General features: G+C 68.4%; 27 protein-coding genes and 1 tRNA gene. 14 read left to right on the top strand and 14 right to left on the bottom strand.

Annotated features, from left to right (window positions below; all coding sequences use genetic code 11):
* Positions 1-7 precede the first annotated feature (7 nt).
* The 3 genes from CGZ91_RS08710 (at position 8) to CGZ91_RS08700 (ending at position 3,056) form a co-directional block, all read left to right on the top strand.
* Positions 8-1,261, top strand: coding sequence for a sodium:proton exchanger (locus tag CGZ91_RS08710; protein ID WP_229116531.1), 1,254 nt, complete (start codon positions 8-10; stop codon positions 1,259-1,261).
* A 10-nt stretch (positions 1,262-1,271) separates the two neighbouring features.
* On the top strand, positions 1,272-1,940 hold the full coding sequence (locus CGZ91_RS08705) for a metal-dependent transcriptional regulator (RefSeq protein ID WP_229116530.1): 669 nt from the start codon (positions 1,272-1,274) through the stop codon (positions 1,938-1,940).
* A 120-nt stretch (positions 1,941-2,060) separates the two neighbouring features.
* A complete protein-coding gene (locus tag CGZ91_RS08700) occupies positions 2,061-3,056 on the top strand; it encodes a dioxygenase family protein (protein ID WP_094454349.1) in 996 nt (331 codons plus the stop codon).
* 26 nt (positions 3,057-3,082) lie between these two features.
* On the opposite strand, the gene CGZ91_RS08695 is transcribed toward CGZ91_RS08700, so the two are convergent.
* Positions 3,083-4,177 carry an NADH:flavin oxidoreductase/NADH oxidase gene (locus CGZ91_RS08695; protein ID WP_094454347.1) on the bottom strand — a complete coding sequence of 365 codons (1,095 nt, stop codon included), beginning with the start codon at positions 4,175-4,177 and terminating at the stop codon, positions 3,083-3,085.
* Positions 4,178-4,355: 178 nt separating this feature from the next.
* On the opposite strand from CGZ91_RS08695, the gene CGZ91_RS08690 reads away from it, so the two are divergent.
* The gene (locus tag CGZ91_RS08690; RefSeq protein WP_094454345.1) at positions 4,356-5,660 is read left to right on the top strand and encodes a hypothetical protein; all 1,305 of its coding nucleotides are present in this window, start codon (positions 4,356-4,358) and stop codon (positions 5,658-5,660) included.
* Between the two features lie 53 nt (positions 5,661-5,713).
* Here CGZ91_RS08690 and CGZ91_RS08685 read toward each other — a convergent pair whose 3' ends face one another.
* The 8 genes from CGZ91_RS08685 to CGZ91_RS08655 are packed head-to-tail and all read right to left on the bottom strand — an operon-like array spanning position 5,714 to position 11,452.
* The gene (locus CGZ91_RS08685; RefSeq protein WP_094454343.1) at positions 5,714-6,088 is read right to left on the bottom strand and encodes a glyoxalase superfamily protein; all 375 of its coding nucleotides are present in this window, start codon (positions 6,086-6,088) and stop codon (positions 5,714-5,716) included.
* A gap of 22 nt (positions 6,089-6,110) precedes the next feature.
* A complete protein-coding gene (locus tag CGZ91_RS08680) occupies positions 6,111-7,463 on the bottom strand; it encodes an ABC transporter ATP-binding protein (protein WP_094454341.1) in 1,353 nt (450 codons plus the stop codon).
* Positions 7,460-7,993 (bottom strand): ABC transporter permease subunit, encoded by a 534-nt coding sequence (locus tag CGZ91_RS14300; RefSeq protein ID WP_179229289.1) that lies wholly within the window; start codon positions 7,991-7,993, stop codon positions 7,460-7,462. The genes CGZ91_RS08680 and CGZ91_RS14300 overlap by 4 nt, the downstream gene beginning before the upstream one ends.
* Complete coding sequence (locus CGZ91_RS14295) at positions 7,933-8,241, bottom strand: hypothetical protein (RefSeq protein WP_179229288.1); 309 nt, start codon at positions 8,239-8,241, stop codon at positions 7,933-7,935. The genes CGZ91_RS14300 and CGZ91_RS14295 overlap by 61 nt, the downstream gene beginning before the upstream one ends.
* Positions 8,238-9,188, bottom strand: coding sequence for an ABC transporter permease (locus CGZ91_RS08670; protein WP_094454337.1), 951 nt, complete (start codon positions 9,186-9,188; stop codon positions 8,238-8,240). Before CGZ91_RS08670 ends, CGZ91_RS14295 begins: the two co-directional genes overlap by 4 nt.
* Entirely contained in the window at positions 9,188-10,699 is a 1,512-nt protein-coding gene (locus CGZ91_RS08665; protein WP_094454335.1) for an ABC transporter substrate-binding protein, read from the bottom strand. The genes CGZ91_RS08670 and CGZ91_RS08665 overlap by 1 nt, the downstream gene beginning before the upstream one ends.
* Positions 10,700-10,728: 29 nt before the next feature.
* Positions 10,729-11,283: a hypothetical protein gene (locus tag CGZ91_RS08660; protein ID WP_094454333.1), complete on the bottom strand. Its 555-nt coding sequence runs from the start codon at positions 11,281-11,283 to the stop codon at positions 10,729-10,731.
* Positions 11,243-11,452, bottom strand: a complete 210-nt coding sequence (locus CGZ91_RS08655; protein ID WP_094454331.1) for a methyltransferase domain-containing protein — start codon at positions 11,450-11,452, stop codon at positions 11,243-11,245. The genes CGZ91_RS08660 and CGZ91_RS08655 overlap by 41 nt, the downstream gene beginning before the upstream one ends.
* 121 nt (positions 11,453-11,573) lie before the next feature.
* On the opposite strand from CGZ91_RS08655, the gene CGZ91_RS08650 reads away from it, so the two are divergent.
* Entirely contained in the window at positions 11,574-11,780 is a 207-nt protein-coding gene (locus tag CGZ91_RS08650; protein WP_094454329.1) for a type II toxin-antitoxin system VapB family antitoxin, read from the top strand.
* Complete coding sequence (locus CGZ91_RS08645; RefSeq protein WP_094454328.1) at positions 11,777-12,193, top strand: PIN domain-containing protein; 417 nt, start codon at positions 11,777-11,779, stop codon at positions 12,191-12,193. Before CGZ91_RS08650 ends, CGZ91_RS08645 begins: the two co-directional genes overlap by 4 nt.
* Positions 12,194-12,372: 179 nt before the next feature.
* Here CGZ91_RS08645 and CGZ91_RS08640 read toward each other — a convergent pair.
* A tRNA-Ala gene (locus CGZ91_RS08640) sits at positions 12,373-12,448 on the bottom strand.
* 153 nt (positions 12,449-12,601) lie between these two features.
* Here CGZ91_RS08640 and CGZ91_RS08635 point away from each other — a divergent pair.
* Positions 12,602-13,573: a carbon-nitrogen hydrolase family protein gene (locus CGZ91_RS08635; protein WP_179229287.1), complete on the top strand. Its 972-nt coding sequence runs from the start codon at positions 12,602-12,604 to the stop codon at positions 13,571-13,573.
* Positions 13,574-13,845: 272 nt separating this feature from the next.
* On the opposite strand, the gene CGZ91_RS08630 is transcribed toward CGZ91_RS08635, so the two are convergent.
* The 3 genes from CGZ91_RS08630 to CGZ91_RS08620 are packed head-to-tail and all read right to left on the bottom strand — an operon-like array spanning position 13,846 to position 18,254.
* Positions 13,846-15,258, bottom strand: coding sequence for a sulfatase family protein (locus tag CGZ91_RS08630; RefSeq protein WP_094454325.1), 1,413 nt, complete (start codon positions 15,256-15,258; stop codon positions 13,846-13,848).
* A 22-nt stretch (positions 15,259-15,280) separates the two neighbouring features.
* A complete protein-coding gene (locus CGZ91_RS08625) occupies positions 15,281-17,488 on the bottom strand; it encodes an alpha-N-acetylglucosaminidase (RefSeq protein WP_094454323.1) in 2,208 nt (735 codons plus the stop codon).
* A gap of 34 nt (positions 17,489-17,522) precedes the next feature.
* The gene (locus tag CGZ91_RS08620; protein WP_094454321.1) at positions 17,523-18,254 is read right to left on the bottom strand and encodes a sugar isomerase domain-containing protein; all 732 of its coding nucleotides are present in this window, start codon (positions 18,252-18,254) and stop codon (positions 17,523-17,525) included.
* A 183-nt stretch (positions 18,255-18,437) separates the two neighbouring features.
* Here CGZ91_RS08620 and CGZ91_RS08615 point away from each other — a divergent pair, with 183 nt between their 5' ends.
* The 5 genes from CGZ91_RS08615 to CGZ91_RS08595 all read left to right on the top strand — a co-directional run bounded on the left by CGZ91_RS08615 (position 18,438) and on the right by CGZ91_RS08595 (position 22,938).
* Positions 18,438-19,193, top strand: a complete 756-nt coding sequence (locus CGZ91_RS08615; protein ID WP_094454319.1) for a GntR family transcriptional regulator — start codon at positions 18,438-18,440, stop codon at positions 19,191-19,193.
* Positions 19,190-20,479, top strand: a complete 1,290-nt coding sequence (locus CGZ91_RS08610) for an ABC transporter substrate-binding protein (RefSeq protein ID WP_094454317.1) — start codon at positions 19,190-19,192, stop codon at positions 20,477-20,479. Before CGZ91_RS08615 ends, CGZ91_RS08610 begins: the two co-directional genes overlap by 4 nt.
* Positions 20,476-21,414 carry a carbohydrate ABC transporter permease gene (locus CGZ91_RS08605; RefSeq protein WP_094451902.1) on the top strand — a complete coding sequence of 313 codons (939 nt, stop codon included), beginning with the start codon at positions 20,476-20,478 and terminating at the stop codon, positions 21,412-21,414. Before CGZ91_RS08610 ends, CGZ91_RS08605 begins: the two co-directional genes overlap by 4 nt.
* Entirely contained in the window at positions 21,407-22,300 is an 894-nt protein-coding gene (locus CGZ91_RS08600) for a carbohydrate ABC transporter permease (RefSeq protein WP_094454315.1), read from the top strand. Before CGZ91_RS08605 ends, CGZ91_RS08600 begins: the two co-directional genes overlap by 8 nt.
* A gap of 221 nt (positions 22,301-22,521) precedes the next feature.
* Entirely contained in the window at positions 22,522-22,938 is a 417-nt protein-coding gene (locus CGZ91_RS08595) for a hypothetical protein (protein WP_094454313.1), read from the top strand.
* A gap of 291 nt (positions 22,939-23,229) precedes the next feature.
* Here the strand turns inward: CGZ91_RS08595 and CGZ91_RS14835 are convergent, their stop codons facing one another.
* Positions 23,230-24,084 (bottom strand): sunset domain-containing protein, encoded by an 855-nt coding sequence (locus tag CGZ91_RS14835; protein WP_179229286.1) that lies wholly within the window; start codon positions 24,082-24,084, stop codon positions 23,230-23,232.
* 202 nt (positions 24,085-24,286) lie between these two features.
* Between CGZ91_RS14835 and CGZ91_RS08585 the strand changes: the two genes are divergently transcribed.
* Together CGZ91_RS08585 and CGZ91_RS08580 are read left to right on the top strand one after the other, a co-directional pair.
* Complete coding sequence (locus CGZ91_RS08585; protein WP_094454311.1) at positions 24,287-24,802, top strand: peptidylprolyl isomerase; 516 nt, start codon at positions 24,287-24,289, stop codon at positions 24,800-24,802.
* Positions 24,799-25,506 (top strand): rhomboid family intramembrane serine protease, encoded by a 708-nt coding sequence (locus CGZ91_RS08580; protein ID WP_094454309.1) that lies wholly within the window; start codon positions 24,799-24,801, stop codon positions 25,504-25,506. Before CGZ91_RS08585 ends, CGZ91_RS08580 begins: the two co-directional genes overlap by 4 nt.
* Positions 25,507-25,571 lie beyond the last annotated feature (65 nt).

The following is a 25,571-nucleotide window of genomic DNA, read 5'->3' as shown; positions in this document are numbered from 1 at the left end:
AGTCGTCTTGCCTGCTGCCCTGATCCGCCGGATCCTGTTGTGTCTGCTGATCGCCGCCCCCGCGATGGTGCTGCGGTTCACCGGGATCGAGCTTCCTCCGGTCGTGGAGATGCTCGTCTTCGGCGCCGCAGTCGTCGCGGCCGCATTCCTGCTCGCCTGGGCCGCCGAGGCCGCCCAGAAGGACATCTCCGGCGCCCTCGCCATCGCGCTGCTGGCGCTGATCGCCGTGCTGCCGGAGTACGCCGTCGACCTCTTCTACGCCTTCCGGGCCGGCTCCGACCCCGACTACCTGCACTACGCCGCGGCCAACATGACCGGCTCCAACCGGCTGCTCCTCGGCTTCGGCTGGCCGTTGGTGACGATCGTCGGGATCCTGGTCGCGCGTCGGGCCCTGCGCCGGACCGGCGAGCGGCCCGCCCACTACCTCCAGCTGCCCAACGACAGCCGCTTGGACATCGGCTTCCTGGCGATCCTGGCCGTCATCGCCTTCGCGATCCCGCTGATGGCCGGCATCCCCGTCTGGTTCGGCGTGCTGCTCATCGTGATCTTCGGCCTCTACCTGTGGCGCGCCGGCCAGGTCGTCGACGACGAGGAGGAAGAGTTCGTCGGGGCCTCCGCGCTGATCGTCGAGATGCCGCAGACCTCCCGCCGCATCACCGTCATCGCCCTGTTCGTCATCTCCGCGACGATCATCCTGATGTCGGCCGAACCCTTCGCCGAATCACTGGTCGCCTCCGGATCGGCGCTCGGCATCGACAGCTACTTCCTGGTGCAGTGGCTGGCGCCGCTCGCCTCCGAGGCACCCGAATTCATCATCGCCGTCATGTTTGCCCTGCGCGGCAAGGGTGCGGCGGCGATCGGCACCCTGATCGCGTCGAAGGTCAACCAGTGGAGCCTGCTGGTCGGGTCGCTGCCGGTTGCGTACCTCGCCGGCGGTGGCTCCACGACGCTGGCCCTGGACGGCCGCCAGGTCGAGGAGTTCACGCTGACCGCGACCCAGACCCTGCTCGGCGTCGCGATCATCCTCGCGCTGCGCTTCCACCTGTGGTCCGCGATCGGCCTGGCCGCGCTGTTCGCCGTCCAGTTCATCGTCACCGACACCACAGGACGCTGGATCCTCAGCATCATCCACGCCGTGGCCGCGCTGGCGTTCCTCGTTGCGCACCGCCGCGACATCGCGCCGACCTTGGCTGCGCCGTTCCGCAGCCAGCGCGCCGAGCCGGCCGAGCGTACGGAGGAACTTGTCCGGACCCGCGACTAGCATGAGCGCCGTGACCGAGCCCGCTGTGAGCAGGATGGTCGAGGACTACCTCACCCTGATCTGGAAGGCGTACGCCTGGCCGGGCGGGGAACCCTCGACCACCGACCTGGCCGTCCAGCTGGGCGTCACCCCCTCCACGGTGTCGGCGAACCTCAAGAAGCTCGCCCGCGACGGCTACCTCGACTACGAGCCCTACGGGAAGATCACGCTCACCGAGCCGGGGCGTCGGATCGCGGTCCGGGTCGTACGCCGCCACCGCCTCATCGAGGCCTATCTGGTGGCGGCCCTCGGGTTGGGCTGGGACGAGGTCCACGACGAGGCCGACCGGCTCGAACACGCCGTCTCCGACCTGGTGCTGGACCGGATGGATGCGGTGCTGGGACACCCTGCCTTCGACCCCCACGGCGACCCGATCCCGACCCCCAACGGTGAGGTCCCCGCCGACGACAGCCGCGCTCTGGTCGACCTGCCGCCCGGCGTACCGGGACGGATCACCCGGGTCTCGGACCGGTTCCCAGAGGTGCTGCGGCATCTCGCCGGGCACCAGCTCACGGTCGGGGCGGAACTGGTGCTGCGCGAGGTACGCCCGGCGGTCGCGATGGTCGTGCTGGAGGTCGGTGAGGCCGTGGTCGAGCTGAGCCTGACCGCTGCGGCCGCGGTCCGGGTGCGTCTGGACTGAGGGCGTACGCCGCGCGATGCCCACTCACAGGAAGCGCACAGACTGACCACAGCGGACCCACAGAGCCGCGCTGCACGCTGGTGATCACCAAGCAAGGGAATCACCACGAGGAGGGTCACGATGACCAACCAGCAACCCGAGTTCGAGGGGCGACCGCTCGCCCGACCAGAAGACGACATCGAGGACCAGGGCGCCGCATTCGACGCGGTCACCCTGCTGACCCGGCGGCGGGTGCTCGGCGCCCTCGGCATCGGGGTGGGCACCGTCGCGTTGGCGGCGTGCGGCACCGCCGCGACGGGGGAGTCGTCCGGCGGCGGCTCGTCCTCGTCCTTCACTTCTGGCTCGAGCACCAGCAGCACCGGCGCGACCGTCAGCGCCACCGAGGAGATCCCCGAGGAGACCAACGGTCCCTATCCGGCCGATGGCACCCAGGACCTCAACATCCTCACCGAGTCGGGCATCGTGCGGCAGGACATCCGCACCAGCCTCGACGGCGGTGCGACCGCCGAGGGCGTCGAGCTGACGATGACCTTCGTCCTCGCTGACATGGCGGGCGGTGACCAGCCCTTCGAGGGGGCCGCGGTGTACGCCTGGCAGTGCGACGGCGTGGGGCGCTACTCGATGTACACCCAGGGCGTGGAGGATCAGACCTGGCTGCGCGGCGTACAGGTCGCCGACGCCGAAGGATCGGTGAGCTTCACCACGATCGTGCCCGGCTGCTACTCGGGCCGCTGGCCCCACATCCACTTCGAGGTCTATCCCGACCTGGACTCGGCCACCGACGTCGAGAACGTCATTGCGACCTCCCAGGTCGCCTTCCCCGAGGACATGCTCACCGAGATCTACCAGCTCGCCGAATATGACGGCTCGGCCGACAACATGACTGGCGTCGGGTCGATGCAGGATGACGGCATCTTCGCCGACAGCTACGAGCTGCAGACCCCAGTCATCACCGGCAGCATCGGCGAGGGCTACGTCGCCACCCTCCCGGTCGGGATCGACACCACGACCGAACCGTCCAGCGGTGGTGGCGGGGCGCCCGGCGGCGGAGGCCCGGGCGGTGGCGGACCTGGTGGGGGTGGCCCCGGCGGTCGCCAGATCGTCTCGAGCAGGTGACGTACGCCCTCAATCCCGGCGTGCCCTCAGCGGCGGCGTTGGGTGTAGGCGTACTGCTCCAGCAGGCGCGGGGCGGCTCCCAGTTCGACGGCGGCCAGATTGGCCCACGACGGATTGGTCAGCAGGGCCCGGCCCAGGAAGACCGCATCAGCGCCACCGTCGGCCACCAGGTCGTTGGCGGCAGCAGGGTTGGTGATCCGGCCCACCGCCGCCACGTTGGCGCCGCTGTCGCGGCGGATGGTGCGGGCGTGGCGGGTCTGATAATCCACCGCGTCCGGAATGGCTGCCGGCACCAGGCCTCCGCTGGAGGCATCATTCAGGTCGGCGCCGCGTTCGGTGGCCAGCCGGGCCAGCTCGACGGACTCCTCGACGGTCCAGGCCGGCGTGCCGTCAGCCTCGGTCACCCAGTCCGTCGACGAGATTCGGATGAAGACCGGCACCTCGGGGCCTACGGCGTCGCGGACCGCGGCGAGGACGTCCAGCAGGAAGCGGGACCGGCCGCCGAGGTCGCCGCCGTACTGGTCGGCGCGACGGTTGGTGAGGGGTGAGAGGAAGGAATGCAGGAGATAGCCGTGGGCGGCGTGGATCTCGACGACCCGGAAGCCGGCCCGGATCGCCCGGCGAGCGGACTCCGCCCAGGCCTGCACCAGACCGCCGATCTCGTCGGCGGTGAGTTCGGTGGGCTGCTTCAGGCCGGGGAAGGGCTCGCCGGTCGGACCGACCGGATCCCAGCCGCCCTCGTCGTTGGGCAGCACTCCGCCGCCTGCCCACGGCTGGCGGGTGGAGGCCTTGCGGCCGGCGTGGGCCAGCTGGATCGCCGGGACGGCGCCATTGGCCTCGATCGTCGCGGCCAGGCGGCCCATCGCCGCCTCCTGCTCGTCGGTCCACAACCCCAGGTCCCAAGCGCTGATCCGGCCCTCGGGGCGTACCGCAGTGGCCTCGACCATCACGAGACCGACCCCGCCCGCAGCCCGCGCACCGTAGTGCCCGAGGTGAAACTCGTTCGGGGCGCCGACCTCTGGGCCCGCGTTGGCGGCGCTGTACATGCACATCGGCGACATCCAGACCCGATTGGGAATCTCCAGCTTGCGCAGTCGCAGCGGCGTGAACAGGTCAGTCATCAATAAGATCCTTCGTTACTGGGTCGGGGCCACAGCCGCAACGTCGAGGATCGGGGTTCTGTTCCCAGCGGCGTACGCCCTCAGCCGCGGCTGGATCTATCACGGTGGCCGAACAATGTCAGTGGGCTCGGTTACCATTTTTCTCGCGGGGCACCTTCGCCCCAGAAGGGTGGGGGTCGTGAGCGACGAACTTGAGATTTTCAGTGACGGCGACGGACTCGCTGTCATCGGCGATGCCGCTGTTGTTGACCGTTTCCTGTCGTCGGCGGGGGTGCCGTCGAAGGACCTGCAACTGCAGAAGAGGCTTGGCTCTGCGATGAAGTCGGGCTCCGGGCTCGCCCAGACCGGCTCGCAGGTCGCAGCCGAATCCGGTCGGTGGATCAAGCTCACTGAGGACTCCGCCAAGGCCCTCAAGATCAGTCGGACGATGACGGGCTCGTCGGACGGCGTCGCGCGCACCATCCTCACTGATCCCAAGGGCAAGATCACCAAGATCTTGGAGTTCACCAAGCCGGGTTCGGTTGGGTCGATGCTGACCAACCCGGCCATGTTGGCGGGTGCGGCGGGGATCATGGCTCAGCTCGCAATGGAGCAGACCATGGAGGAGATCACCGAGTATCTCGAAGTCATCGACGAGAAGGTCGACGACATCCTGCTGGCGCAGAAGAACGCCGAGATCGCCCAGATGATCGGCGTCGGCCGGGTCATCGACGATGCGATCCACAAGCGCGAACACGTGGGCCGCGTCTCCGAGGTGACCTGGTCCAACCTCCACGGCGCTGCCCAGACCATCGCCACCACGCAGGCGTACGCCCTGTTGATGCTCGATGGCATCGCGAAGAAGATGGAGACGAAGTCAGCGGTGGGGGACCTCGCGAAGATTGCCGGCGCTGCCGAGACCACGGTCGAGGAGTGGCTCGCCGTGATCGCGCGCTGCTTCCAGCTCCAGGACGGCCTCGACATTCTTGAGCTCGACCGGGTGCTGGACTCCAGTCCCGATGATGTCGATCGCCACCGCACGGCACTCAAGGCGGCGCGCGCCAAGCGGCGTGACGACATCTCGGCCGTCACCTCGCGCCTGCTGTCGCGCATGGATGCTGCCGTGACAGGCGCCAATGAGAAGGTGCTCTTCAACCCACTCAAGGCGGGCCGAGTGGTGCGGTCAGGCAACGAAGTCGCCAACGACGTTGTCGTCTTCCACCAGAAGCTGGGCATCGACGATGACCGGGCCACCATCGAAGCGCGATCGTGGCGTTCGGCGGCGGGCGAGGTGCGGGACGGCGCGGTCGGCGCGACCGAGCGAGGCGTCAAGGCGATCGGGCGCTTCGGTAGCAAGGCAGTTGACGGCGCGAAGTCGGGCACCGGGAGGCTACTGGTGGGTGCCGGGGAGCGCCTCCAGCGCCGGGGGAAGGATGACGCCTCGCCCGAGCTGGATTCCGCTCCCGAAGGTCCGGCGCCGGACCAGGCTGAGTCGGCTGAGTGAACTGATCCCGCGTCGCCACCAGCCTCAACTGCATCCTGTTGGCCGGATTGTCGTCAGCCGCGGCTGGGCTGGCAGAAGCGCAGGGTGTTGCCAAACGGGTCGATGACCTGGATGGTCGGGCCGCCCGGGGCGTCAGTGTCGATCCCGGGGCGCAGGCGGCGGTGGGGCCGGGCGACCAGTTCGGCGTGGAAGGACTCGGCGTCGGCGATCGGGATCCACACGACGGTGCCCGGCGTACCGTCCCCGTGGTGCTCGGACAGGTCCAGCACCGTGTCGCCGCGGCGGATCCGCGCATAGAGCGGCAGGCCGGGCTCGAAGCGGTGTTCCCACTCGATGCCGAAGCCGAGGTAATCGACGTAGAACTCGGTGGCCAACGCCACGTCCTGGATGCGCAGCACGGGGACGGCGGGGCCGGAATCAGTGGTCATGGGGAGCGCCTCCTGGTTGCCGTCAGCTTAGAGCCTCGCGCAGTTGCCCACCCTGCAGCAGGAGGGTGCGATCGAAGTTGTCCGCCTCGAGGGAGTCGTCGTGAGTGATGAGGAGCACCGCGGCGCCCCGTTCGGCAGCGGCCCGGACCGCCGCGATCACCCGCTGGGCGGCCGCGTGGTCGAGCGCTGAGGTCGGCTCGTCGAGGACCAGCACCTCAGGAGCCACGCTGAGCGCCCGCACCAGCGCGAGCCGCTGGCGTTGCCCACCGGAGAGCTGGTGGGGCCGCCGCTCCAGTAGGTCAGGGCTCAGATCCAACGCGGCCAGTAGCGTGGCTGGGTCGATGTTGGGTCGCGTGTCGTGCAGAGACTGCCGGATGCTGCGCCGCGGATTGAAGGCGTCATCGGCGGACTGCCGCACCAGCTGAAGGGCCCGCCGCTGCGCCACCGTACGGTCCCGGAGCCCGCTTGGTAGCGGCGCGCCGTGCAACTCGAGGGTGCCCGCCCGCAGCGGCAGCAACCCTGCGATGGTGCGCGCCAGGTTGGTCTTGCCCTCGCCGCTGGGCCCGCGCAGCGCCGTGATCTCGCAGGCCCGCAGGTCCAGGTTCACTCGTTCGGCGATGGTGTCGCCGGCGGCACTGACCAGCGTGGCGTCGCGCAGCGCGAGGACGCTCTGAGCCGACCGTGCCGGCGTACGCCGCTGCCTCGCGGTTGTCGCTGCAACGACGGGGGCCAGGTCGTGGATGTCGCAGCCCAGCGTCTGAGCAGCGGCCCGGTCATGGGTCACGAGCAGCAGGGCCGAACTGAGCTCGCGGGACAGATCACCGAGCACTTGGAGCACCTGCCGGCGCGATTCGGGGTCGAGCCCCGCGGTCGGTTCGTCCAGGACCAGTAGCGGCCGATCCCGCACCAGCGCCCGCGTCAGCGCCAGCCGACGTTGCTGACCTCCTGACAGCTGCCACGGGCGTCGGCGGAGAAACTCCCGAGACGACGGCAGCCCCACCATCGCGAGCACCTCGGTCACCCGCTGCCGGTCCCGGCCCGGCGCGGCCTCGCGCACCAACGCCCCGACCCGCATCGTCGGCGTCAGGCTCCCGCCGGCATCCTGCGGCAGGGTAGCGATGGTGCGGATGATCCGGGCCCGGGTGTCCCGGGCCCCGGGTCGATGGACGGCGCCGTCGAGCCGGATCTCGCCGGCGTACTCGAACCCCGGCGGCAACGTGTCGAGGATGGCGCGCAGCAGCGTCGTCTTGCCTGACCCGGACGGCCCCATCACGGCGAGCCGGTCCCCGAGCGATACTGCGAGGTCCAGCTTGTCGAGGAGCACCCGACCATCGGGCGCGGTGAGGCGTACGCCATCGCAGGCCAGCAGCGTCACGGCCGCGCTCCTTCCGCCTCGCCGGCGCGTTCAGCGACCAGCGCCAACCCGGAGACGCAGACCACCAGGGCCAGGCCCGGCGCCACGGATGCCCACGGGTTCAGCGGAAACCCGGTGATGTTGTCGCGGATGGCGCTCGCCCAGGTCTTGCCCAAGCCGGCCGCGAAGCCGAGGAAGCTGAGCGCCGCCACCAGTTGGATCGCGGCCAGGAAGCGCAGCGAGGTCTCGGCGATGATGATGGCGGCCAGCCCCGGGACGATGTCCCGCACCACGATCCTCCACGGTGGGTCTCCGAAACCGGAGGCCGCCTCGACCCACCCGGCGCGACGCAGCTGCGCGGTCGCGGCCGACAGCACGCGTACGACGATGACCACCGCCCCGAGCACGACGGCGACCACGATCGACACCGGAGTGGCGCCGAAGCCGAGCACGACCACCAGGGTCACCACCACCGGCGGAACGATCACGATCACGTCCCCGGCCCGCGAGACGGCCGACCGTACGCCGGCCGGGGCCAGACCGAGCAACACCCCGATGCCGAGCCGAGCACCGCGAGGACCAGCGCGGCCACTGCGGGCACGCCGAACGTCGCCGGTGCGTGGGCCAGCAGCTGGCCGAGCACATCGTTGCCGAGCGCATCGGTGCCCAGCAGATGCTCGGCATCGGGGGCCCGATAGGGCCGGGTGCGCCCCTGCGGCAACAATCCCGACAGCAGCGGCGCGCAACCGACGAGCACCAGGATCGCGGCCATCGCGATCAGCGGACGAAGTCGCTTCATGACGCCGCCAGCCGCGGGTCGATCCGCACGGCGAGCCGGTCGCAGACGAACACCGCCACCGCCACGACAGCCGCGAGCACCGTCACGATCGCGGTGGCCACGGTGACGTCGCGGTTGCCGACCGCTTCGGTCAGCAGCGACCCGATGCCGGGATATTCGACGAGCTGCTCGACGATCACCGTGCTGCCCACCAAGACGGCCACCATCCAACCGAACAGCTGCACCAGCGGCGCCAAGGCCGCCGGCAGCAGATGCCGGAGGACCACGCTCGCCTCGGACACGCCCAGCAGCCGCGCGGCGCGGACGTGGGGCGCATCCGCCTGCCGGGCCACCGCCGCCGCCGGGTGGCGGGCGATCCAGATCGTGATCGGGATTGCCAGCGCGAGCACCGGGATGACCAAGATCTCCGGCCGACTCACCGCCGTCTGGCCGGGCGGGACCAACGACAGGGCCGGCACTAGTCGCCATGACAGCGCCAGCAGCCCGACCGCCACCGCGCCGATGACGAAGTCCGGGACCGCACTGGCGTTGATCAGGGTGGCGTACGCCCAGGCCCGGCCCCGGCGTACGCGCCCGACCAGCGTGCCGAGGCCGATCCCGACGACCAACGCGATGGTTGCGGCGATGCCGGCCAGCAGGGCGGAATCGGCCAGCCGGGACAGCACCAGGCCGGTGATCGGTTCGCCGGTCAGCGCGCTGGTGCCGAGATCGCCGGTGAGCAGGCCGACCAGCCAGTCGCTCAGCTGTTCGGCGACCGGCCGGTCCAGGCCGAGGCGGGCACGCAGCTCGGCGAGCCGCTCGGGGGTGGCGTTCGGGCCCAGGATGCGAACCGCGGCATCGCCCGGCAGTAGCGTCACTGCCAGCCAGGTCAGGCTGCCGGCCAAGACCGCACTGACGGGCACCCACGCGGCGCGGGCGACCAGGCCTACACCGCGTGTGCCGGCCATCACCGGGTGAAGGTGGCGCTGCTGAAGATCGGTACGCCCTGGGACAGATAGACGCCCTCAAGGCCCGGCGGGTGGGCGCTGAGCACCGCCTGATAGCCCCACAGGATGGTGCCGCCGTCGTCCCAGATCTGCCGTTGGGCCCGGTTGAACAGCTCGGTCCGGGCGGCGGCGTCCGCGGTGGACTGGGCCTCCAGCAGCAACGTGTCGAAGTCTGCTGGGGCATAGCCGGAGATGTTGAAGAAGCCGGTTGAGCCACCGAAGCTGCCCAGGTAGGCGCCGGCGTCGCGGTTGATGTAGTACATCGACTGCAACGGGGTGGACAGCAGCACCTCGAAATCGGCGAAGAAACTGGTCGGATCGGCCGGTTCGAGCGTAGCGTGCACCCCGACTGCCGCGAGCTGCTCGGCGTACAGCTCCGCCGCGCGGGTCAGTCCGGGCGTGACCTCAGCGGTCCGGATGGTGACCTCACTGACACCCGCCTCGGCGAAGAGTTGCCGGGCCCGCTCAGGGTCCTGGCCGCGCTGCGGGATGGCGGTGTTGTAGCCCGCCAGGCCGAGCCCGACCAGGTCGTTGCCGACGAAGCCTTCCCCGAGGAAGACGATGTCGACCAGCTGCTGCCGATCGATGGCGAGCTTCATCGCCAGTCGGACCCGTGGGTCGTCGAACGGCGCCTGGTGCACGTTCATCTCCAGGCCCATCACCTGCGAGTCCCCCTCGCCGCCGCGATGGATCACGACGTCGGGGTTGCCGGCTTCGGCCTGCACGATCACCGGATCCACCCGGGTCGCGAAGTCGATCTCGCCGCTCTTGAGGGCATTCATCCGGGTTTGCGGATCACCGATCACGATGATCTCGAGGCGCTGAATCGATGGGATGCCGGCGCGGTGGTCATCACGGGCTTCCAGCACGATCTGCTCGCCGGCGGCGTAGCTGACGAGCCGATAGGGACCCGACCCGATCGGATTGGCCCAGTCGTCGAATCCGTCCGGAAAGACGAAGGAGGCGAAGGCCAGGATCGTGGTGACGAAGTCGCCGCGGGGCCGGGTCAACGGCACCACCAAGGTCTGGTCGTCGACGATCCGCAGACCTGCCACGTCAACGTCCTGGTAGAAGCTGGCGTAGTTGGGGCTCGCGATCGGGTCGGCGTGCAGGGCGAGGCTGTACGCCACGTCGGCCGCGGTCACCGGGCGACCGTCGCTGAAAGTGGCGCCGTCGGCGAGCGTGATCGTCCATTCGGTGGCGTCGGCGTTGGACGTGATGTCGTGGGCGAGGGTCGGATGGGCGACGCCGTCGCGCAATTCGACCAGCATCTCGTAGAGGTGCCCGACCGCGATGTAGTCGGCGAACCCGTTCACGGTGAGTGGAGCCAGGCTGTCGGTGGTGTTGCCCAGCGCCCCGATCCGCAGCGTGCTCTGCGGGCCGCCGGTGGCTTTGGGCGTACGCGCGCAGCCTCCCAACGCCAAGCCGGTGGCTGCCGCGCCCGCGATCAGGGCGAACGTCCGTCGTTTCATGTGGGTGTCCTTGTCGGTCGGTTCACTGCTCAGCCGGTCCGGCGAGCAAGCCAGTAGGTCGTCTCCGGCAGCCGGCTCAGGGCGAAGCCGTGGGCGCGCATGTGCTCGCGCACCTGCTGGTGCGAGGGGTGGTGAAACTTGGTCTCGGTGGTCTGCTGCTCGATGACCGCCTCGCCGTCGAGGGTCTGATAGGTCATCTGCCACCGCATCGTTTCGCCACCTGCCGGCGTACCTTCGGCAAACCCGCGGTAGCGCAGCGCACCCAGGTGGGTGTCGGCGAACGGGTAGCGGGGCACCTCGGTGGGGTATTCCGGCAGTTGAAGGTCCAGCAGGATCGCCGCGTCCGCGGGCAGCCGGGTCGCCAGCCGGGTGACCAGATCGGTGCGTTCGGACGGGGCGAAGTGGCCGAACACGCCGAGCATGATCACGCCGCTGAGGTGGTCGGGAAGCGGGGCGGTCAAGGCACCCTCGGGGCGTACGGTCACCCGATCCCGCCAGTCCGGCCGGACTGCGAGCCGGCCGATCGCCAGCGACCGCATCGCATCACTGGGCTCCAACCCGATCGCCTGCGCGGTCGGGAGCATCGAGGACGTGGGCCAGGTGACGGCCGGATCCGCACCCGATGTCGAGCACCGCGCCGTGGTCGGGGTCAACCGTGGGCAGCCACTGGTCGATCGCCGCGACCTGCCCCGCCACGTACGCCTCGGCGATCAGGTCGTACGCGCCGGCGGTCGCCCGGTAGTCATCCGTCACAAGGCAGAACAATAATCATTCTCAATAAGGTGTCAAGCAGGGGCCTGGAGAGGGGAGTCGGCAGGTCACTTAATCACGCGCATATAATCAGCCATATGGACTGCGGCGACAGGAGTGGAACATGGCCATGACCAGCGTTGACCTGGATCCCGCGCTGATCGAGCGTGCTCGGGAACTGACGGGAGAGAAGTCCAACCGCGCGGTGCTCGACCTTGCCCTGCGTCGGCTAATCGCATCGAAGCAGAAGGGGGCGATGATCGACGGCATCGCCGAACTGACCGACCTTCCGGCCGAGCTTGGAGCTCCTATCGTCTCGCCGGTCACGTGACGGATTACTTGGTCGACAACTCGGTCTGGGCGAGGCTCGCGACTGGCGACCCCGGTATCACGGCCCGGCTGCGACGGATTGAGCAGACGCCGTCAGATCTCTTCGTGACCTGCCCGCCTCAGGTGCTGGAGTTCTGCCACAGCGCCAGGACACCGGCGGAGCACGCGCGGTATCGGGAACGGATCGGGCTGGGCTTCCCGCTCGAGCGTGCCCCGGATGAGTCCTTGGTCTTGGACTTGCAGACAGCCCTGTGGGAGGCCGGTCTGGTTCGGGCGGCCGGGGCCATTGATGTCCTGATCGCTGGCTACGCGATCGTCAATGGCGCGACGGTGCTGGCCTCCGACCACGACTTCGACCACATCGCCCGCGTGAGCGATCTTCGTCACGAGTACGTCCCGCCAGCGGAGCGCTGATGGAGGCGCGGCCACGGTCCACGCGAGCTCAGTCGTTGTCACCCACCGTCGCGCGGGCGAAGTACTGTCGGTCATATCGGCGTGCGTCATCGCCCAAGGCGAGAGTGTCGGCGGGGGGACCTATTGACGACGACTGCAGCACCGACGCCAAGCGCGTAGACGACCGTTGAGTCGAGATCTGGTGGAGCCAAGGGGACTCGAACCCCTAACCCTCTGCTTGCAAAGCAGATGCGCTACCAATTGCGCCATGGCCCCGCAGCACGTCGTGCCGACCACACAGTCTACGTCAACCGTGGCGTACATGCCCAACGTGCGACCTGTGCGACGCTGTTGACCCTGCCGAGGCCCGGGCCTAGGGTCGATCTCGCCGCACAGCGGATGTGCGGCTGCCAACGCAGGAGTGCCCCCGTGCGCAACGTCACCGTGTCCCTCGTCTCCGGGCGCGCCACCCAGATCCCATCCGCGACCGTCGGCCCCGCCGAGCTGGACCTCATCGTCGAGCACTGGACCGGCCGCATCGCCCAGGTCCTGCCCGACCGCCCCGACATCGTTGTGCTGCCCGAAATGTTCGACCGACCCCAGATCAGCGCCGAGCCGGCCCCCCGATTCCTGCGCGGGCAGGACCTGGAGGCCTTCATCCACGCCAAGGGCAGCCACGTACGCGACGCGCTGGCCGGGCTGGCCGTGGCGCACCACACCTACATCACCTACCCGAGCTACCGCGTCGCCGACGACGGCGCGATCTACAACTCCCTGGAGATCATCGGCCGCGACGGCGCCGTGGTGGCGACCTACGACAAGATCGTCCCCACCCTGGGCGAGATGGCGGGGTTCATCCGCCCGGGCCACGAGGTGATGGCCGCCGAGCTCGACTTCGGCCGGATCAGCGCCGCGATCTGCTTCGACCTCAACTTCGCCCAGGTCCGCGCGGCCGTCGCGAAGGTGAAGCCCGAGCTGGTGCTCTTCCCCTCGGCGTACCACGGCGGTTTCGTGCAGAGCCAATGGGCGCTGGACACCCGGGCGTACTTCGCCGGCTGCGTCTATCCGCCCAACCGCAGCACCATCGTCAACCCGGCCGGGACCGAGATCGCCTCCACCAGCACGTACGACTTCCTGCTCAGCCACACCATCAACCTCGACTACGTCGTCGTGCACCTGGGCTACAACGAGGACAAGCTGGCCCGGCTCAAGGCGGCGTACGGACCCGACGTCCTCATCGAAGACCCCGGCCTGGTGGGGATGGTGGTGCTGTCGAGCCGTACGCCCGAGCGGACCGCCCGGGAGATGATCGAGGAGTTCGACATCCAGGACCTCGACGGCTACTTCGCCGACAGCACCGCCCACCTCGAGGGCGTCGAGATCGGCGTCCAGGAGTTCTGAGCGGGTCGTGCTAACGGGACGGCCTGCGTCTGACCTCGAGTCCTCGGCGGCCGACCGGTTTGCGTCACCACAGGATGCGGTGGTTGCGCAGGCCGAATCGGCCCTTTCGCCTGCACAACTACAGCATGCTGTGGTTGCGCACCGATCCCTCCCGTCGGCGGCTCAGACCGGGGGTCGAGCAGATCGCGCGCACTACGTGCAGTCGATTGCCCAGACCCCCCGAAAACCGGCCGTGGCGCGAATCGACTGCACGTCTTGCGCGCGATGCCCGCCTACGCCGGTTGCGGCTGGTCGGGGTGCGGCTCGTCGCCGAGCTCGGCCTGCAGATCCCAGAGCTGGCGGGTCAACGTGCGGCGGATCTCGGCGTACGCCGGGTCGTGGGCGACGTTGTGGAGCTCTTGGGGGTCGGAGCGCAGGTCGAAGAGCTCCCATTCGGGGACGAACCGGCGCTGCGAGGAGCCCGGGTGTCCCATCCCGTCGTTGTAGAAGTAGACCAGCTTGAAGTCCTCGGTCCGTAGCCCGTAGTGGGCCAGCACGTGCGCCTCGACATCGTCGTTCTCGTAGTAGCGGTAGTAGATCGCGTCCTGGGTCGGATCGTCTGATCCGCACAGCTGAGGAAAGAAGCTCAGCCCCTGCATCCCCTCGTGCGGTTCGACGCCGGCCGCGTCCAGGATGGTGCGCGCGAAGTCGACGTTGGAGACCAGCTGCGTCACGGGCGGACCCGGCTCGATGCGGCGCGGATAGCTGACCAGCAGCGGCATCTGGATGGACTCCTCATAGATGAACCGCTTGTCGAACCAGCCGTGATCGCCGAGGAAGAAGCCCTGGTCGGAGCTGTACATGTAGAGCGCGTCCTCGATGTCGCCGCGCTGCTCCAACCACGCGGTGACCCGCCCGACGCTGTCGTCGATCGCCGCCACACAGTCGAGGTAGTCCTCCATGTAGCGCTGGTACTTCCACCGCACCAGCTCGTCCCGGGTCAGGTCCGGCGGCGGATCCTGCTTGAAGTCGTTGGTGGTGAGGTGGTCCACCACCCGCAGCGCCGCCATCGACGCCGCCGAGGACCGGGTCGAATAGTCGTCGTCGAAGCTCGCCGGCAACGGGATCGGATCGGTGTGCAGCCCAGCGTGAGCCTCGTCGGGCTGCCAGTTGCGGTGCGGCGCCTTGTGATAGATCAACAGGCACCACGGATCGTCGCCCTCCAGCGAGTCGACCCAAGCCATTCCGCGCTCGGTGAGGATGTCGGTGACATACCCCTCGACGACCTCCACCCCGCTTGGCGAGAGCAGCTGCGGGTTGAAGTATTCACCCTGCTTGCGCAGCACCTCCCAGTGGTCAAAGCCCTGTGGATCGTGACCCTCACCCTCACCCAGATGCCACTTGCCGACGATTCCGGTGCGGTAGCCCTGCGCCTGCAACTGGCTCGCGAAGGTCGGAAGCGACGCATCAAAGGTCGAATGCAGCGTGGTCACCCCGTTGAGATGGCTGTGCTGACCGGTCAACAGTGAGGCGCGCGAGGGCGTACACACCGCATTGGTGCAGAAGCAGGAGTCGACCCGCCGGCCCCGTTCGCCGATCGCGTCGATGTGCGGCGTCTGGGTGACGACCGAGCCGTACGCGCTGATCGCGTTGGCGGCATGGTCATCGGAGAGGATCAGCAGGATGTTGGGTCGACGGTCGGTCACGATTCTCCTTCTCACCGGGCGATCAGGTGAGGGACATCAGGCGGGGCAGCTGCGCCTCGGCCAGGTCGAGCAGGTACGCCGCGGCGGTCACCAGATCGCCGCGGGGCTCGGTGGGGTAGGGGTCGGTCGAGGCGCGCCAGTCCTCCTCGATCCGGCGGATCTGCTCGCGCAGTAGCTCGGGGTCCGGGTCTCCGGAAGTAAGCCAGTCCACCCACGCCTGCCATCGCGGCAGGTGCAGGTCCACCAACGACCCGGCCCAGTGCCGGGCCGAATAGTCGTGCAGTCCGCTGTCCTGACTGCCCCAGACACTGATCAGCGAGCGGGCATCCCACTCCAGCGCATCCGCGAGCTGCTCATCGGTGCCGGCAACCTCCCGCGCAGCGGCGATCCACCGGCCCACCAACAGCTCCGGTCGGGTCGCTGCCACCGCGTCCACCGCACCTACCAACGCCTCGACGGCCTGGCCCTCGGCGCGTATCTCGGCGGCATCGGCGGCCGCGGCGATGGCCCGCAGCGGCGCCCGGGTGGCCTGCGCGCCGACATGGATGGCGACCTGGGCCAAGTCGTGACCGAGTGCAGCGGGACTGTCCGGGCCGAGCAGGGGGAGCAGCCGGCGTACGGCTCCGGCGAGGGTGGGCAGCGCCGCGAGCATCTCGGGGTCGTTCTCGGCGTCAAGGTTGGCCGACGGCGGTCCGGTCCGCTCCGGCAGGGCCTCCCCGGCCAACCGCTGACTCGCGAAGGGCAGGCCCCGGTCCCAGGGACGGGCGATGATCGGTGAGGGGGTGGATCGGGTCCGGCCCGCGGCGTACAGGGTGTCGGCGAGCACCCGCCAGAAGTCGAGTGCCTCGGGTGCATGGGTGCCGTAGCGGCGCGCGGCGAAGTCGTCGAGCCACCGTGGCAGCCGCGGCATCGGTGACCAGACCGCACGGGTGGCGAGCTCATAGACCACGGCGTTCTCGTCGAGTGCCTCGGAGGTGATGCCAAAACCGTCCAGCCGGCCACGGGTACGCCGCTGGGCCGCTTCACGCATCCCGGCCAGATCGTCGTGGAGCCCGGCGAGGTCCCCGAACAGACCGAACCTGCCGCCGAAGGAATGGGCGAGACACCACAGCCACCGGCGCCCGTAGAGATTGCCGGTGGCCTGCCACATCGGCGCGTGTTCGCCCCACAAGTCCAGCAGCACCAGCCGCTCGTCGGGCACCCCGGACAGCAGCGCTCGGACCCGGTCCTCGGTCCAGTACGCCGACCGGTAGTGGAAGGGCCAGCCCTGCAACACCCAGATGGCCTCCGGATCCGCGGCGGTCATCGCCTCGAAGATCGCCCCGGCGTGGGCTGCCAGGTCGGCCGGCTCGGTGGTGGGTGGCACCGACTCGATGTAGGGATCGACCGCCCAGCGCTGACCCGCCCCCTCGGGATCGGCGCCGAAGATGTCCCGCTGACGGAGATAGAGCGCTGCGGCAGCCTCCCGGAAGAGGTCACTGCCAGGGGCGACCAATGCCGTACGCCAACCCTGCCACTCGATGGTGGTGTCGGACCCGGCGAGGGGCTCCGGCAGCTGACCGGCGAAGCCCGGCAGCACCACCGTCATGCCGAGTTCGCGTTCGCGTTCGGTGATCTGCTGGCCGAGCCGGGCCCGCTCCGCCAGCGCTGCGTCGGTCAACGCGGCACCCCAGTCGTGGGTGACGCCCATCGTGTGCCACGGCAGGAAAGCCGGCCCGCCGACATGCCGGGCGGCCTCGTCGCGGCCCATCCCGAGGTCGGTCAGCATCCCCACCAGCACCGTCTCGTGGCCGACCAGATTCAGCGGCGCGGTGACGCCGTGCAGCGCCATCCAGTCGATGTGACGCTCCCACTCGGGCCAGCCCCAGAAGGCCATCGTGTAGCCGAACACCACCGGGTTGAGGTGATAGCGGGTACGCAGGTGGGTCAGCAGCCGCCGCTCGGGCAGGTCCGGGATCGGCGCGCTCGCATCGATGACCCCGCCTGCCTCACGGAATACTGGCCCGTCCCAGGACAGGTCCGCGGCGAAGATCTCTTCCAATGCTCGCGCCAGGCCGACCCCGGCCGCAGCCGGGCCGGTCGCCGCGATCCGTACGACGCCGTCACTGGCGGCGATGGTGACCGCATCGGCCCCCGACTCGGAGGTCAGCGGGTCCAGCTGCAGTCGGTCGGACAGGCCCGGTACGCGCCGGCGTACCAACGCCTGCAGCCCGGCGAAGGGGTCCGGCATTGTCACGGCTCCTTCCGGTCACGGTCTTTGAATGTCACGGTTCCCGGCTCAACCGAGCCCGAAATGGTTCGATCACGGCCTCGTTGGACTCGTCCCCGTCGGCCCGGTTCATCGACCGCAGCACCGGCAGTCGTACGCCGCGGCCGGCTAACTCCGCCATCGCGGCGATGGTGAGCGAATGGATCAGCGTCGTCGCCAGGATCGTCGACACCGGGCCGGTTTCGGTGCCGTCGTCGAGGGTGAAGGTGACATCACCTTCGGGGGCGTGGGTGTCGATGACGATGTCGGCGACATCGATCAGTTTGAGTCCCTCCGGGTGGCGGGAGCCGCTTGCCTCGGAGTGGGGGCGGCTCGTGATCGCGACCACGGTCAGGCCGTCGCGGCGTACTCGCTCAGCCAACTGCACCGGGACCGGGTTGATGCCGGAGTTGGACACGATCACCACCACCTCGCCGGCGCGCAGATCCTGCAGATCGGCGATCGCATTGCCATAACCGGGCAGCCGCTCCACCCGCGACACCCGGGTCGGTTCCCAGGGCGCCAGGCCGGGGTCGTGGAGCAGATTCACCGGGGCCAGGCCGCCGGCCCGGAAGGTCGCGTCGATGGCTGGCAGCATCGAGTGCCCCGAGCCGAAGACGTGCAGGACCTCGCCGCGCTGCAGCGAGTCTGCGATCAGGTGGGCGGCAGCCTTCAAGGCATCGGTCTCGTCGGCGCCGCGGCCGATGAGCTCCATCACCTTGCTGCGATACGTCTCGAGAGCGGTCACAGGCCAGATGCTGGCATGCCCCAACCCCGCTGACCAGAGTTTCCAGACCACTGCGGTTGAAACAAAGCGATTCTGACCTGATTCTGTGTCGATGAGCAGACCAGAGCGTTGTCGTGACCGGACCACTGGTCTAGGCTCCCGCTCACCCGGAACGGTCCGGGATAGGGAAACGAGGAGGTGCCCGTGCGACCAGCTCGAATCGCCCATGACGTGCGGGACTCGATCGAAGCCCGCTACATCGTCGGCAGTGAGCCTTCGGCTGTGCTGCCGTCCGAACGCAAGCTCGCTGCCGAATTCGGGGTGGCCCGCGCCACCGTCCGCTCGGCGCTGGCGATGCTGCGCGACCAACAGCAGATCCGTACCCAGGCCGGTGGGCCGCCGGTGGTCGTCGACCCGCACCTGTCCAAGGCGCCACAGCTGAGTTCCTTCACCCAGGACGCGCTCGCCCGCGGCTGGCATCCCACCAGCAAGGTGCTGGAGGCCGAACGGGAGGTTGCCGACGTCAGCACCGCCCGCAACCTCGGCATCTCCCCGGGCAGCGCGGTGATTCGGATCCGCCGGCTGCGGGTCGCAGACCAGAGCCCAATGGCAGTCGAGGAGGTCTGGCTGCCCGACGAACTCTTTCCCGGGATCCTCAGCCACGACCTGTCCGGATCCCTCTACGAACTGTTCGAAACCACGTACCGCACCGCCGTCTATCGGCACGACCGACGGATCTCGGCCACCAACCTCGACCAGCCGTTGGCCGACCTGCTCGAGGTCCGGGCCGGAGCCGCGGCACTGTTCGCCACCCAGGTCGGCTTCGACCGGAGCGGACGCCGCCTCGAATTCGGCCGATCGATCTATCGCGGCGACCGATTCGACTTCACCACCATCACTTTCGCCGCCGCCCGGCGGCGTGAGCACAGCAACGCAGCACAGAAGAGGGGATTGTCATGAAGCGACGCACACTACTGGCGGGCAGCATGGGGCTGGCGGGTCTCGCCGTTGCAGGCTGCAGCACCGACACCGGCGGAAGCCCCGGTGGCGATGTCGACATCAACGACACCGAGATGGAAGCGACGATTGAGTTCGCCGCTTGGGAGTCCGACTTCGCCTGGGACGCCGTGATCGCCGGCTTCAACAAGCACTATCCGAAGATCACGGTGCAGATGACCAAGAGCCCGTTCAAGGAGTTCTTCACCCGGCTGCAGACCCAGGCCTCGGGCAACAACCTGCCCGACGCCTTCATGATGAACGGCCCCAACTTCCAGCTGTACGCCAGCAACGACAAGCTGGTCGGCTACGACAAGGCCGTCGAGGCGGGGGATCTGGACCTCGGCAACTATCCCGAAGCGATGGCCGACCTCTACACCTACGAGGGCACCCCGTACGGCATTCCGACCTCGTATGACTCGATCGGGCTCTGGTACAACGAGGAAATCTTCGGCAAGGCCGGGGTCGACGTACCGACCGCCGAGTGGACCTGGGAGGACCTCCACGCCACGGCCAAGGAGATCAGCGACAAGCTCAAGGGGGAGGGCATCTACGGCTTCGCCGGCGGTGCGTACAACCAGGAGCTGTTCTACAACCTGATCTTCCAGGCCGGTGGCGCGGTGCTCAACGAGGACTCCACCCAGGCGCAGTACTCCAGCGAAGGCAGCCGCGAGGCCCTGCAGTTCCTGCGCGACATGGTGGTCGACGGCTCCTCGCCGACCATCCAGACCACCGCTGACACCTCGCCGGACGAGCTCTTCAAGAGCGGGAAGGCCGCCATGGTCTACGGCGGCAGCTTCCGGGTGAAGGGGTACGCCGACTCCGCCGTCGGCGAGGTGATCCAGGTGGTGCCTCTGCCGATGGGCAAGCAGCGCGGCGTGGTGCTCCACGGTGGCGCTGTGGTCGCCAGTGCCGACAGCGACAACCGGGATGCGGCGGCCGCGTTCGCCGTCTACACCGGCAGCGAGGAAGCCCAGCAGATCATCGGCGAGTCCGGTGCCTCGATCCCCGCATTCAAGGGGACTGAGCAGGCGTACATCGATGCTCGCCCGCAGTGGGATCTGGGTATCTTCCCGGAGTCCGCCGAGGAGTACGGCTTCCCCTACCCGGTCTCGGCCAACACCCAGGCATGGCTGCAGGTGGAGAGTGACATGGTGCCCAAGATCCTCGCCGGTGACCTGTCGGTTGAGGAGGGGACGACGCAGCTGGACGAAAGGATCAACGCCCTGTTGGCCGAGGAGAAGAAGTGACCCAGGTGGCCACCGCTGAACCGGCCGCGCCGCCCCGTAAGCGGCGCGGTCGCAGCAGCGTCGCCAACCCGGATGGCCTGTGGCCCTGGCTGTTCGTGCTGCCGACGCTGCTCGGCCTGGCCATCTTCTACTTCTGGCCGGTGATCCAGACCGCGTACTACTCCCTCACCGAGTGGGGCGTCTTCGGCGGCACGGAGTTCGTCGGGCTCGAGAACTGGATCGGGCTGCTGCAGTCCGGCCAGGTGCCCCGGGCCTTGGCGAACACGTTGGTCTACACGGCCATGCTCTTGCTGGGGCTGCCGATCTCGATCTACATCGCGTCCCTGCTGAACCGGCCCGGGCTGCGGTTCGCTGGCTTCTATCGGGTGCTGTACTTCGCGCCGTTCGTCTCGATGCCGGCCGCGATCGCGCTGGTGTGGGGGATGATCTTCAACAGTCAGTACGGCATCCTCAACCAGTTCCTGGGGGTCTTCGGCGTGCCGCGGATCCACTGGACCTCCACCGAATGGCTGGCGCTGGTCGTCATCGGCGTGGTGGGGGTGTGGTCCTCGCTGGGCTTCAACATCATCATCCTGGGCGCGGGGCTGCGCGGCATCCCGGCCGAGGTCTACGAAGCGGCGAAGATCGACGGCGCATCGAACTGGCGTCAGCTCACCTCGATCACGGTGCCGCTGCTGAGCCCCAGCATCTTCTTCCTGACGGTGCTGAGCGTGATCCACGGTATGGAGCTGTTCGACCTGATCTTCATCATGATCGGTGAGTCGAATCCGATCCGGAGCGAGACCCAGTCGATGGTCTCGCTGTTCTACCGGGAGGCCTTCGTGGCCAACGACAAGGGCACCGGTGCGGCCATCGCCATCCTGCTGATGCTCATCATCGGGGTGCTGACGGCGATTCAGTTCTGGGCACGGAAGCGGTGGTTCAGCTATGAGTGAGACGCACACAGCGCCGGCGCTGCCGGCGCCGGGAGCGGGGCAGAAGGCCCGCAAGGTACGCGGCGGAGGGCGCGGTGGCAGCAACTGGTGGGCGCACATCGTGTTGTCGATCGGTGGCTTCATCATGGTCTTCCCCTTCCTGTGGCAGATCGTGATGTCGCTGTCGAGCACCGCCGAGGTCACCTCGGTGCCGCCGGCGCTGTGGCCCGAGGAACTGCGCTTCGAGAACTACGTCGAGGTGTTCCGGCAGGTCCCCTTCATGTCGCAGTTCTGGGTGTCGGTCCAGGTGACCGTGCTGACGGTGCTGGGTCAGATCGTGTTGTGCAGCTTGGCCGGGTATGCCTTCGCGCGGATGCGGTTTGTGGCGAGCGCGACGATCTTTGCGGTGATGCTGTCGATCCTGATGATTCCGAATCAGGCGTACCTGATCCCGCAGTATCAGATCGTCCAGAACCTGGGCTGGTTGGACACCGTGCAGGGCATCGTCATCCCGACGATCTTCAGTGCTTTTGGCACCTTCTTGATGCGGCAGTTCTTCGTGTCGATGCCGGCCGAGCTGGAGGAAGCGGCGCGGCTGGATGGTGCGAACTCCTTCCAGATCTTCTGGCGGGTGATGCTGCCGCTGGCCAAGCCCTCGATCAGCGCGCTGGCGATCATCACGACGCTGGCCGCCTGGAACAACCTGCTGTGGCCCTTGGTGGTCACCAGCCGGGCTGAGGACCGGCCCCTGTCGGTGGGGATCGCGTCGCTGAACGGGCAGTACGTCATCGACTATCCGGTGATGATGGCCGCCTCTCTGATGGCGATGGCGCCCATCCTGATCCTGTTCATCGTGATGCAGCGCCGGGTGATCGAGGGTCTGGCGCATTCAGGTCTGAAGGGCTGAACGGGCCGCCCCAAGGCGCAGGAACCGCTGGAACCACATCGCTGTTCTCCTAGGAAAACCGGCCCCCGTTTCTTCTGCGGTGGCCGTCGGAGGCCATGCGCACGACGGTCGCGCGCACTACGTGCAGTCGATTGCCGGAACCCTCCTGAAACGGGGGTCTGGCTGAATCGACTGCACGTCTTGCGCGCGGACCGGCCTCCGACGCCTTCCTATGATGAAGCGTGACCTACGCAGATGATGTGCAGACGCTGTTGGGGCTGGCCGACTCGCCTGATCCCCGGATTCGGGCCGCGGTGGCGGCTGGCGTTGCGGAACTACCTCCCGATCCCGAAGTGGATGCCGCCTTGGAGAGGTTGCTGAACGACGACGGCGACACCTTCGTGCTCGAACGCGCGTTGGTGGCCTGTGCCCGCACCGGCATCCGGGGGTGGCGGCTGATCTGCGCCAACCCGCCTGCCGGTGCCGACGCGGAGCATCAGGAGGAGCATCGGCTGGCTGCGCTGCAGTACGGCCTGCGGCCCGAATGGTTGGTACGCCAGCAGGGCCGAGCGGCGCTGGTGGAACTGGCCTCCTCGGATCCGGATCCGGGCGTACGCGAGGAGGCCGCAGCGTTGCTGGAATGGGGGCTACTGGCCTGAAGGTCGTCCGCGCGCAGCGACTAGTCCCAGCGGCGCAACTACAGGATGCTGTAGTTGTGCAGGTCGGATCGGCGATTCCACCTGCGTAACTACAGCGTCCTGTGGTTGCGCGCCCCGGGCTCGGCCCGCCGCCGAAACTTCAACTTGTTGAGGAAACGTACGCCGGTGACCCCCACCTGCCTCCCACGCGCTCCCGCGGTGCCGGTCCGGCCCCGAAACGCAAGAACGGCGGCGTACCCGAAGGTACGCCGCCGTCCTGGTGCAGTCGGTGAACTGCGGACTAGCAGTGAATCAGCGCTGGGCGCGGGAGAAGCCGGCCTTCTCGGCGGCCTCTTCGGATTCGAACCACACGTCGGCGATCGTGCGGTCGTAGCCGCCCGACTCCTCGGTGTGGAACTTCATCGAACGCTCGTTGCCCTTGATGGTGAAGCCGGCCGGCGGCTCCTCGCCCACGTACGAACCGGGGCCGTACGCCGCCGCGGCACCGTCAACGATGGTCTCGTCAACCGCGTCATCGATCGTGCGCTCGCCCTTGGGCTCCGCGCCGGCGGTCGGGTCAGCCTCGCCGCCGTCGACCGGCGCGGAGCTGGCGGTGGACACCGTCGGGCCGGAAGGCTTGGCAGCAGGCTTCGGATCGGCCGGGGTGTACGCGGTCCAGGCCGAGTCGTCCTTGTTGAGGACGAACTTCTGGATCGCGAAGGCGACGCCGCCGATGGCGGCGAGGATGCCGGTCACGAGGAAGAACTTCTTGGCCTTGCTCTTCTTCTTCGGCGCCTCGACCTCACCCTTCAAAGCGGCGGCGGTGGCCTGGCCACGCTTGGTGGCCTCCTGCGCCAGCGGGTGGTCTGCGGCATCAGCGAGGATCTGCTGCAGCTTAGGGAGGACGTCCTCCTGGAGCTTGGCCCGGGCCGTGTCGACGGCCGGGGTCACCTTGTTGAGTGCGTCGTCGAGGTGGGGGGAGAGCTGGTCCATCGCCTGGCTGGCGGCGCGGGCGCCGCGCTGCTTGGCCTCGTTGGCGTACGGGCCGACCTTGTCGGCAGCCTGCTCCAGCAGCGGGCCCAGGTTGGACTTGGCGGCATCGACTGCGGCCTGGCCGCGCTCGGCGGCCGTGTGAGTGATCTCTGCGGCGGCGTTCTTGCGCTTCACTTTTCCTCCGAATGGTTGATGGGTCTCCCGATGGGAGTGACCACCACGGTACCGGGCGGCCCCATCGCTGCCGCCACCCCCCGGCGTACGCCACCCGCCGCGTACGCTGCCGCTGCCGCAGCCGTTGACCCGACATGAAAGACTGGCCAGCAATCCGGCGCGGCGTCCGGTCGCCCGGTTCAGCACCCAGGAGAGAAACCTGATGGCCAAGACCGCCACCCTGCACACCAACTACGGCGACATCGTGATCGAGCTGTTCGAGAACCATGCGCCCAAGACCGTCGAGAACTTCGTCGGCCTCGCCGAGGGCACCCAGGAGTACACCGACCCGCAGACCGGGGAGAAGAAGCGCGGCCCGTTCTATGACGGCGTCATTTTCCACCGCGTGATCTCCGGCTTCATGATCCAGGGCGGGGACCCGCTCGGCATCGGCACCGGCGGCCCGGGCTACGAGTTTGCTGACGAGTTCCATCCCGAGCTCTCCTTCAACAAGCCCTACCTGCTCGCGATGGCCAACGCCGGCCCCAACACCAACGGCTCGCAGTTCTTCATCACCGTTGCGCCGACCCCGCACCTCAACCGTCGCCACACCATCTTTGGTGAGGTCAAGGACACCGAGAGCCAAGACGTGGTGGACCGCATCGCCGCTGTCGAGACCGGCCCGCGGGACCAGCCGAAGCAGCCCGTCGAGATCCAGAGCGTCGAGATCGCTGGATGAGTACCTTTCGGGTCCCCGGCCTGGGCACCGGCCAACGTAGGCCCACCGGCACCCTCGTCATCGTGGCGGTGCTGGTGGGGACTGCCCTGGCCAACATGATCACCAGCGGCGTCTTTGCCCAGTTCATGGCCCTGGCCGCGGGACCCGTCGCCTACGGCGAAGTCTGGCGCGTCGTCACCTATGGCCTGATGGCCAGCAACGGGGGCATCACCGGACTGTTCGCCATGGCCCTCAATTCGCTGGTGCTCTACATGTTGGGCGCCCAGCTCGAGGCAACCTTCGGCCCCTGGCGTACGGTCGGCATCTATCTCACCGCCCTGCTCGGTGGCGCCGCCCTGCACGTGTGGTTGTCCCCGATCAACATCGGTGTCATCGGCCCTTCGGCCGGCATCTTGGCCATGTTTGCGGTCAACGCCGGTATCAAGCTGATGCAGAAGGAAGACATCCGCGGCGACGCGATCCTGATCGGCATCTTCCTGCTGCTGCACCTGGTATCCGGCGGTTCCTGGTGGGCCGTGCTCGGCGGTGTCCTGACCGGCGGCATCATCGGTGCCGGCTTGGCCTGGCGCCCGCCGGCCCCGCGCGATCCGTGGGACCGCAACCGTCGCCGCGTCCAGCCCGGCACCCGCCAGAACGCCATCATCGCCGGCGTTGCAGTTTTGGCGCTGATCGTCATCGCACTCCGCGTCCTCCAACTGCGCTGAGGCGTACGCCCACGGCCTGTCCTGCCGCCAACCCGGCGCAGGACAGGCCGTTGTCGTGTTCGGTG

This window comes from Parenemella sanctibonifatiensis (assembly GCF_002250565.1).
Taxonomy (GTDB): Bacteria; Actinomycetota; Actinomycetes; order Propionibacteriales; family Propionibacteriaceae; genus Parenemella; species Parenemella sanctibonifatiensis.
The sequence above is the reverse complement of the archived record's forward strand: the minus strand, read 5'-3'. Positions and strand labels throughout refer to the sequence as shown.

Bases quoted from the DNA above. Each gene is read 5' to 3' on its own strand.
- CGZ91_RS08700 (WP_094454349.1), top strand. From the start codon at position 2,061: ATGACCAACCAGCAACCCGAGTTCGAGGGGCGACCGCTCGCCCGACCA.
- CGZ91_RS08695 (WP_094454347.1), bottom strand. From the start codon at position 4,177: ATGACTGACCTGTTCACGCCGCTGCGACTGCGCAAGCTGGAGATTCCC.
- CGZ91_RS08685 (WP_094454343.1), bottom strand. From the start codon at position 6,088: ATGACCACTGATTCCGGCCCCGCCGTCCCCGTGCTGCGCATCCAGGAC.
- CGZ91_RS14295 (WP_179229288.1), bottom strand. From the start codon at position 8,241: ATGAAGCGACTTCGTCCGCTGATCGCGATGGCCGCGATCCTGGTGCTC.
- CGZ91_RS08670 (WP_094454337.1), bottom strand. From the start codon at position 9,188: ATGGCCGGCACACGCGGTGTAGGCCTGGTCGCCCGCGCCGCGTGGGTG.
- CGZ91_RS08665 (WP_094454335.1), bottom strand. From the start codon at position 10,699: ATGAAACGACGGACGTTCGCCCTGATCGCGGGCGCGGCAGCCACCGGC.
- CGZ91_RS08660 (WP_094454333.1), bottom strand. From the start codon at position 11,283: ATGCTCCCGACCGCGCAGGCGATCGGGTTGGAGCCCAGTGATGCGATG.
- CGZ91_RS08650 (WP_094454329.1), top strand. From the start codon at position 11,574: ATGGCCATGACCAGCGTTGACCTGGATCCCGCGCTGATCGAGCGTGCT.
- CGZ91_RS08625 (WP_094454323.1), bottom strand. From the start codon at position 17,488: ATGCCGGACCCCTTCGCCGGGCTGCAGGCGTTGGTACGCCGGCGCGTA.
- CGZ91_RS08610 (WP_094454317.1), top strand. From the start codon at position 19,190: ATGAAGCGACGCACACTACTGGCGGGCAGCATGGGGCTGGCGGGTCTC.
- CGZ91_RS08600 (WP_094454315.1), top strand. From the start codon at position 21,407: ATGAGTGAGACGCACACAGCGCCGGCGCTGCCGGCGCCGGGAGCGGGG.
- CGZ91_RS08585 (WP_094454311.1), top strand. From the start codon at position 24,287: ATGGCCAAGACCGCCACCCTGCACACCAACTACGGCGACATCGTGATC.
- CGZ91_RS08580 (WP_094454309.1), top strand. From the start codon at position 24,799: ATGAGTACCTTTCGGGTCCCCGGCCTGGGCACCGGCCAACGTAGGCCC.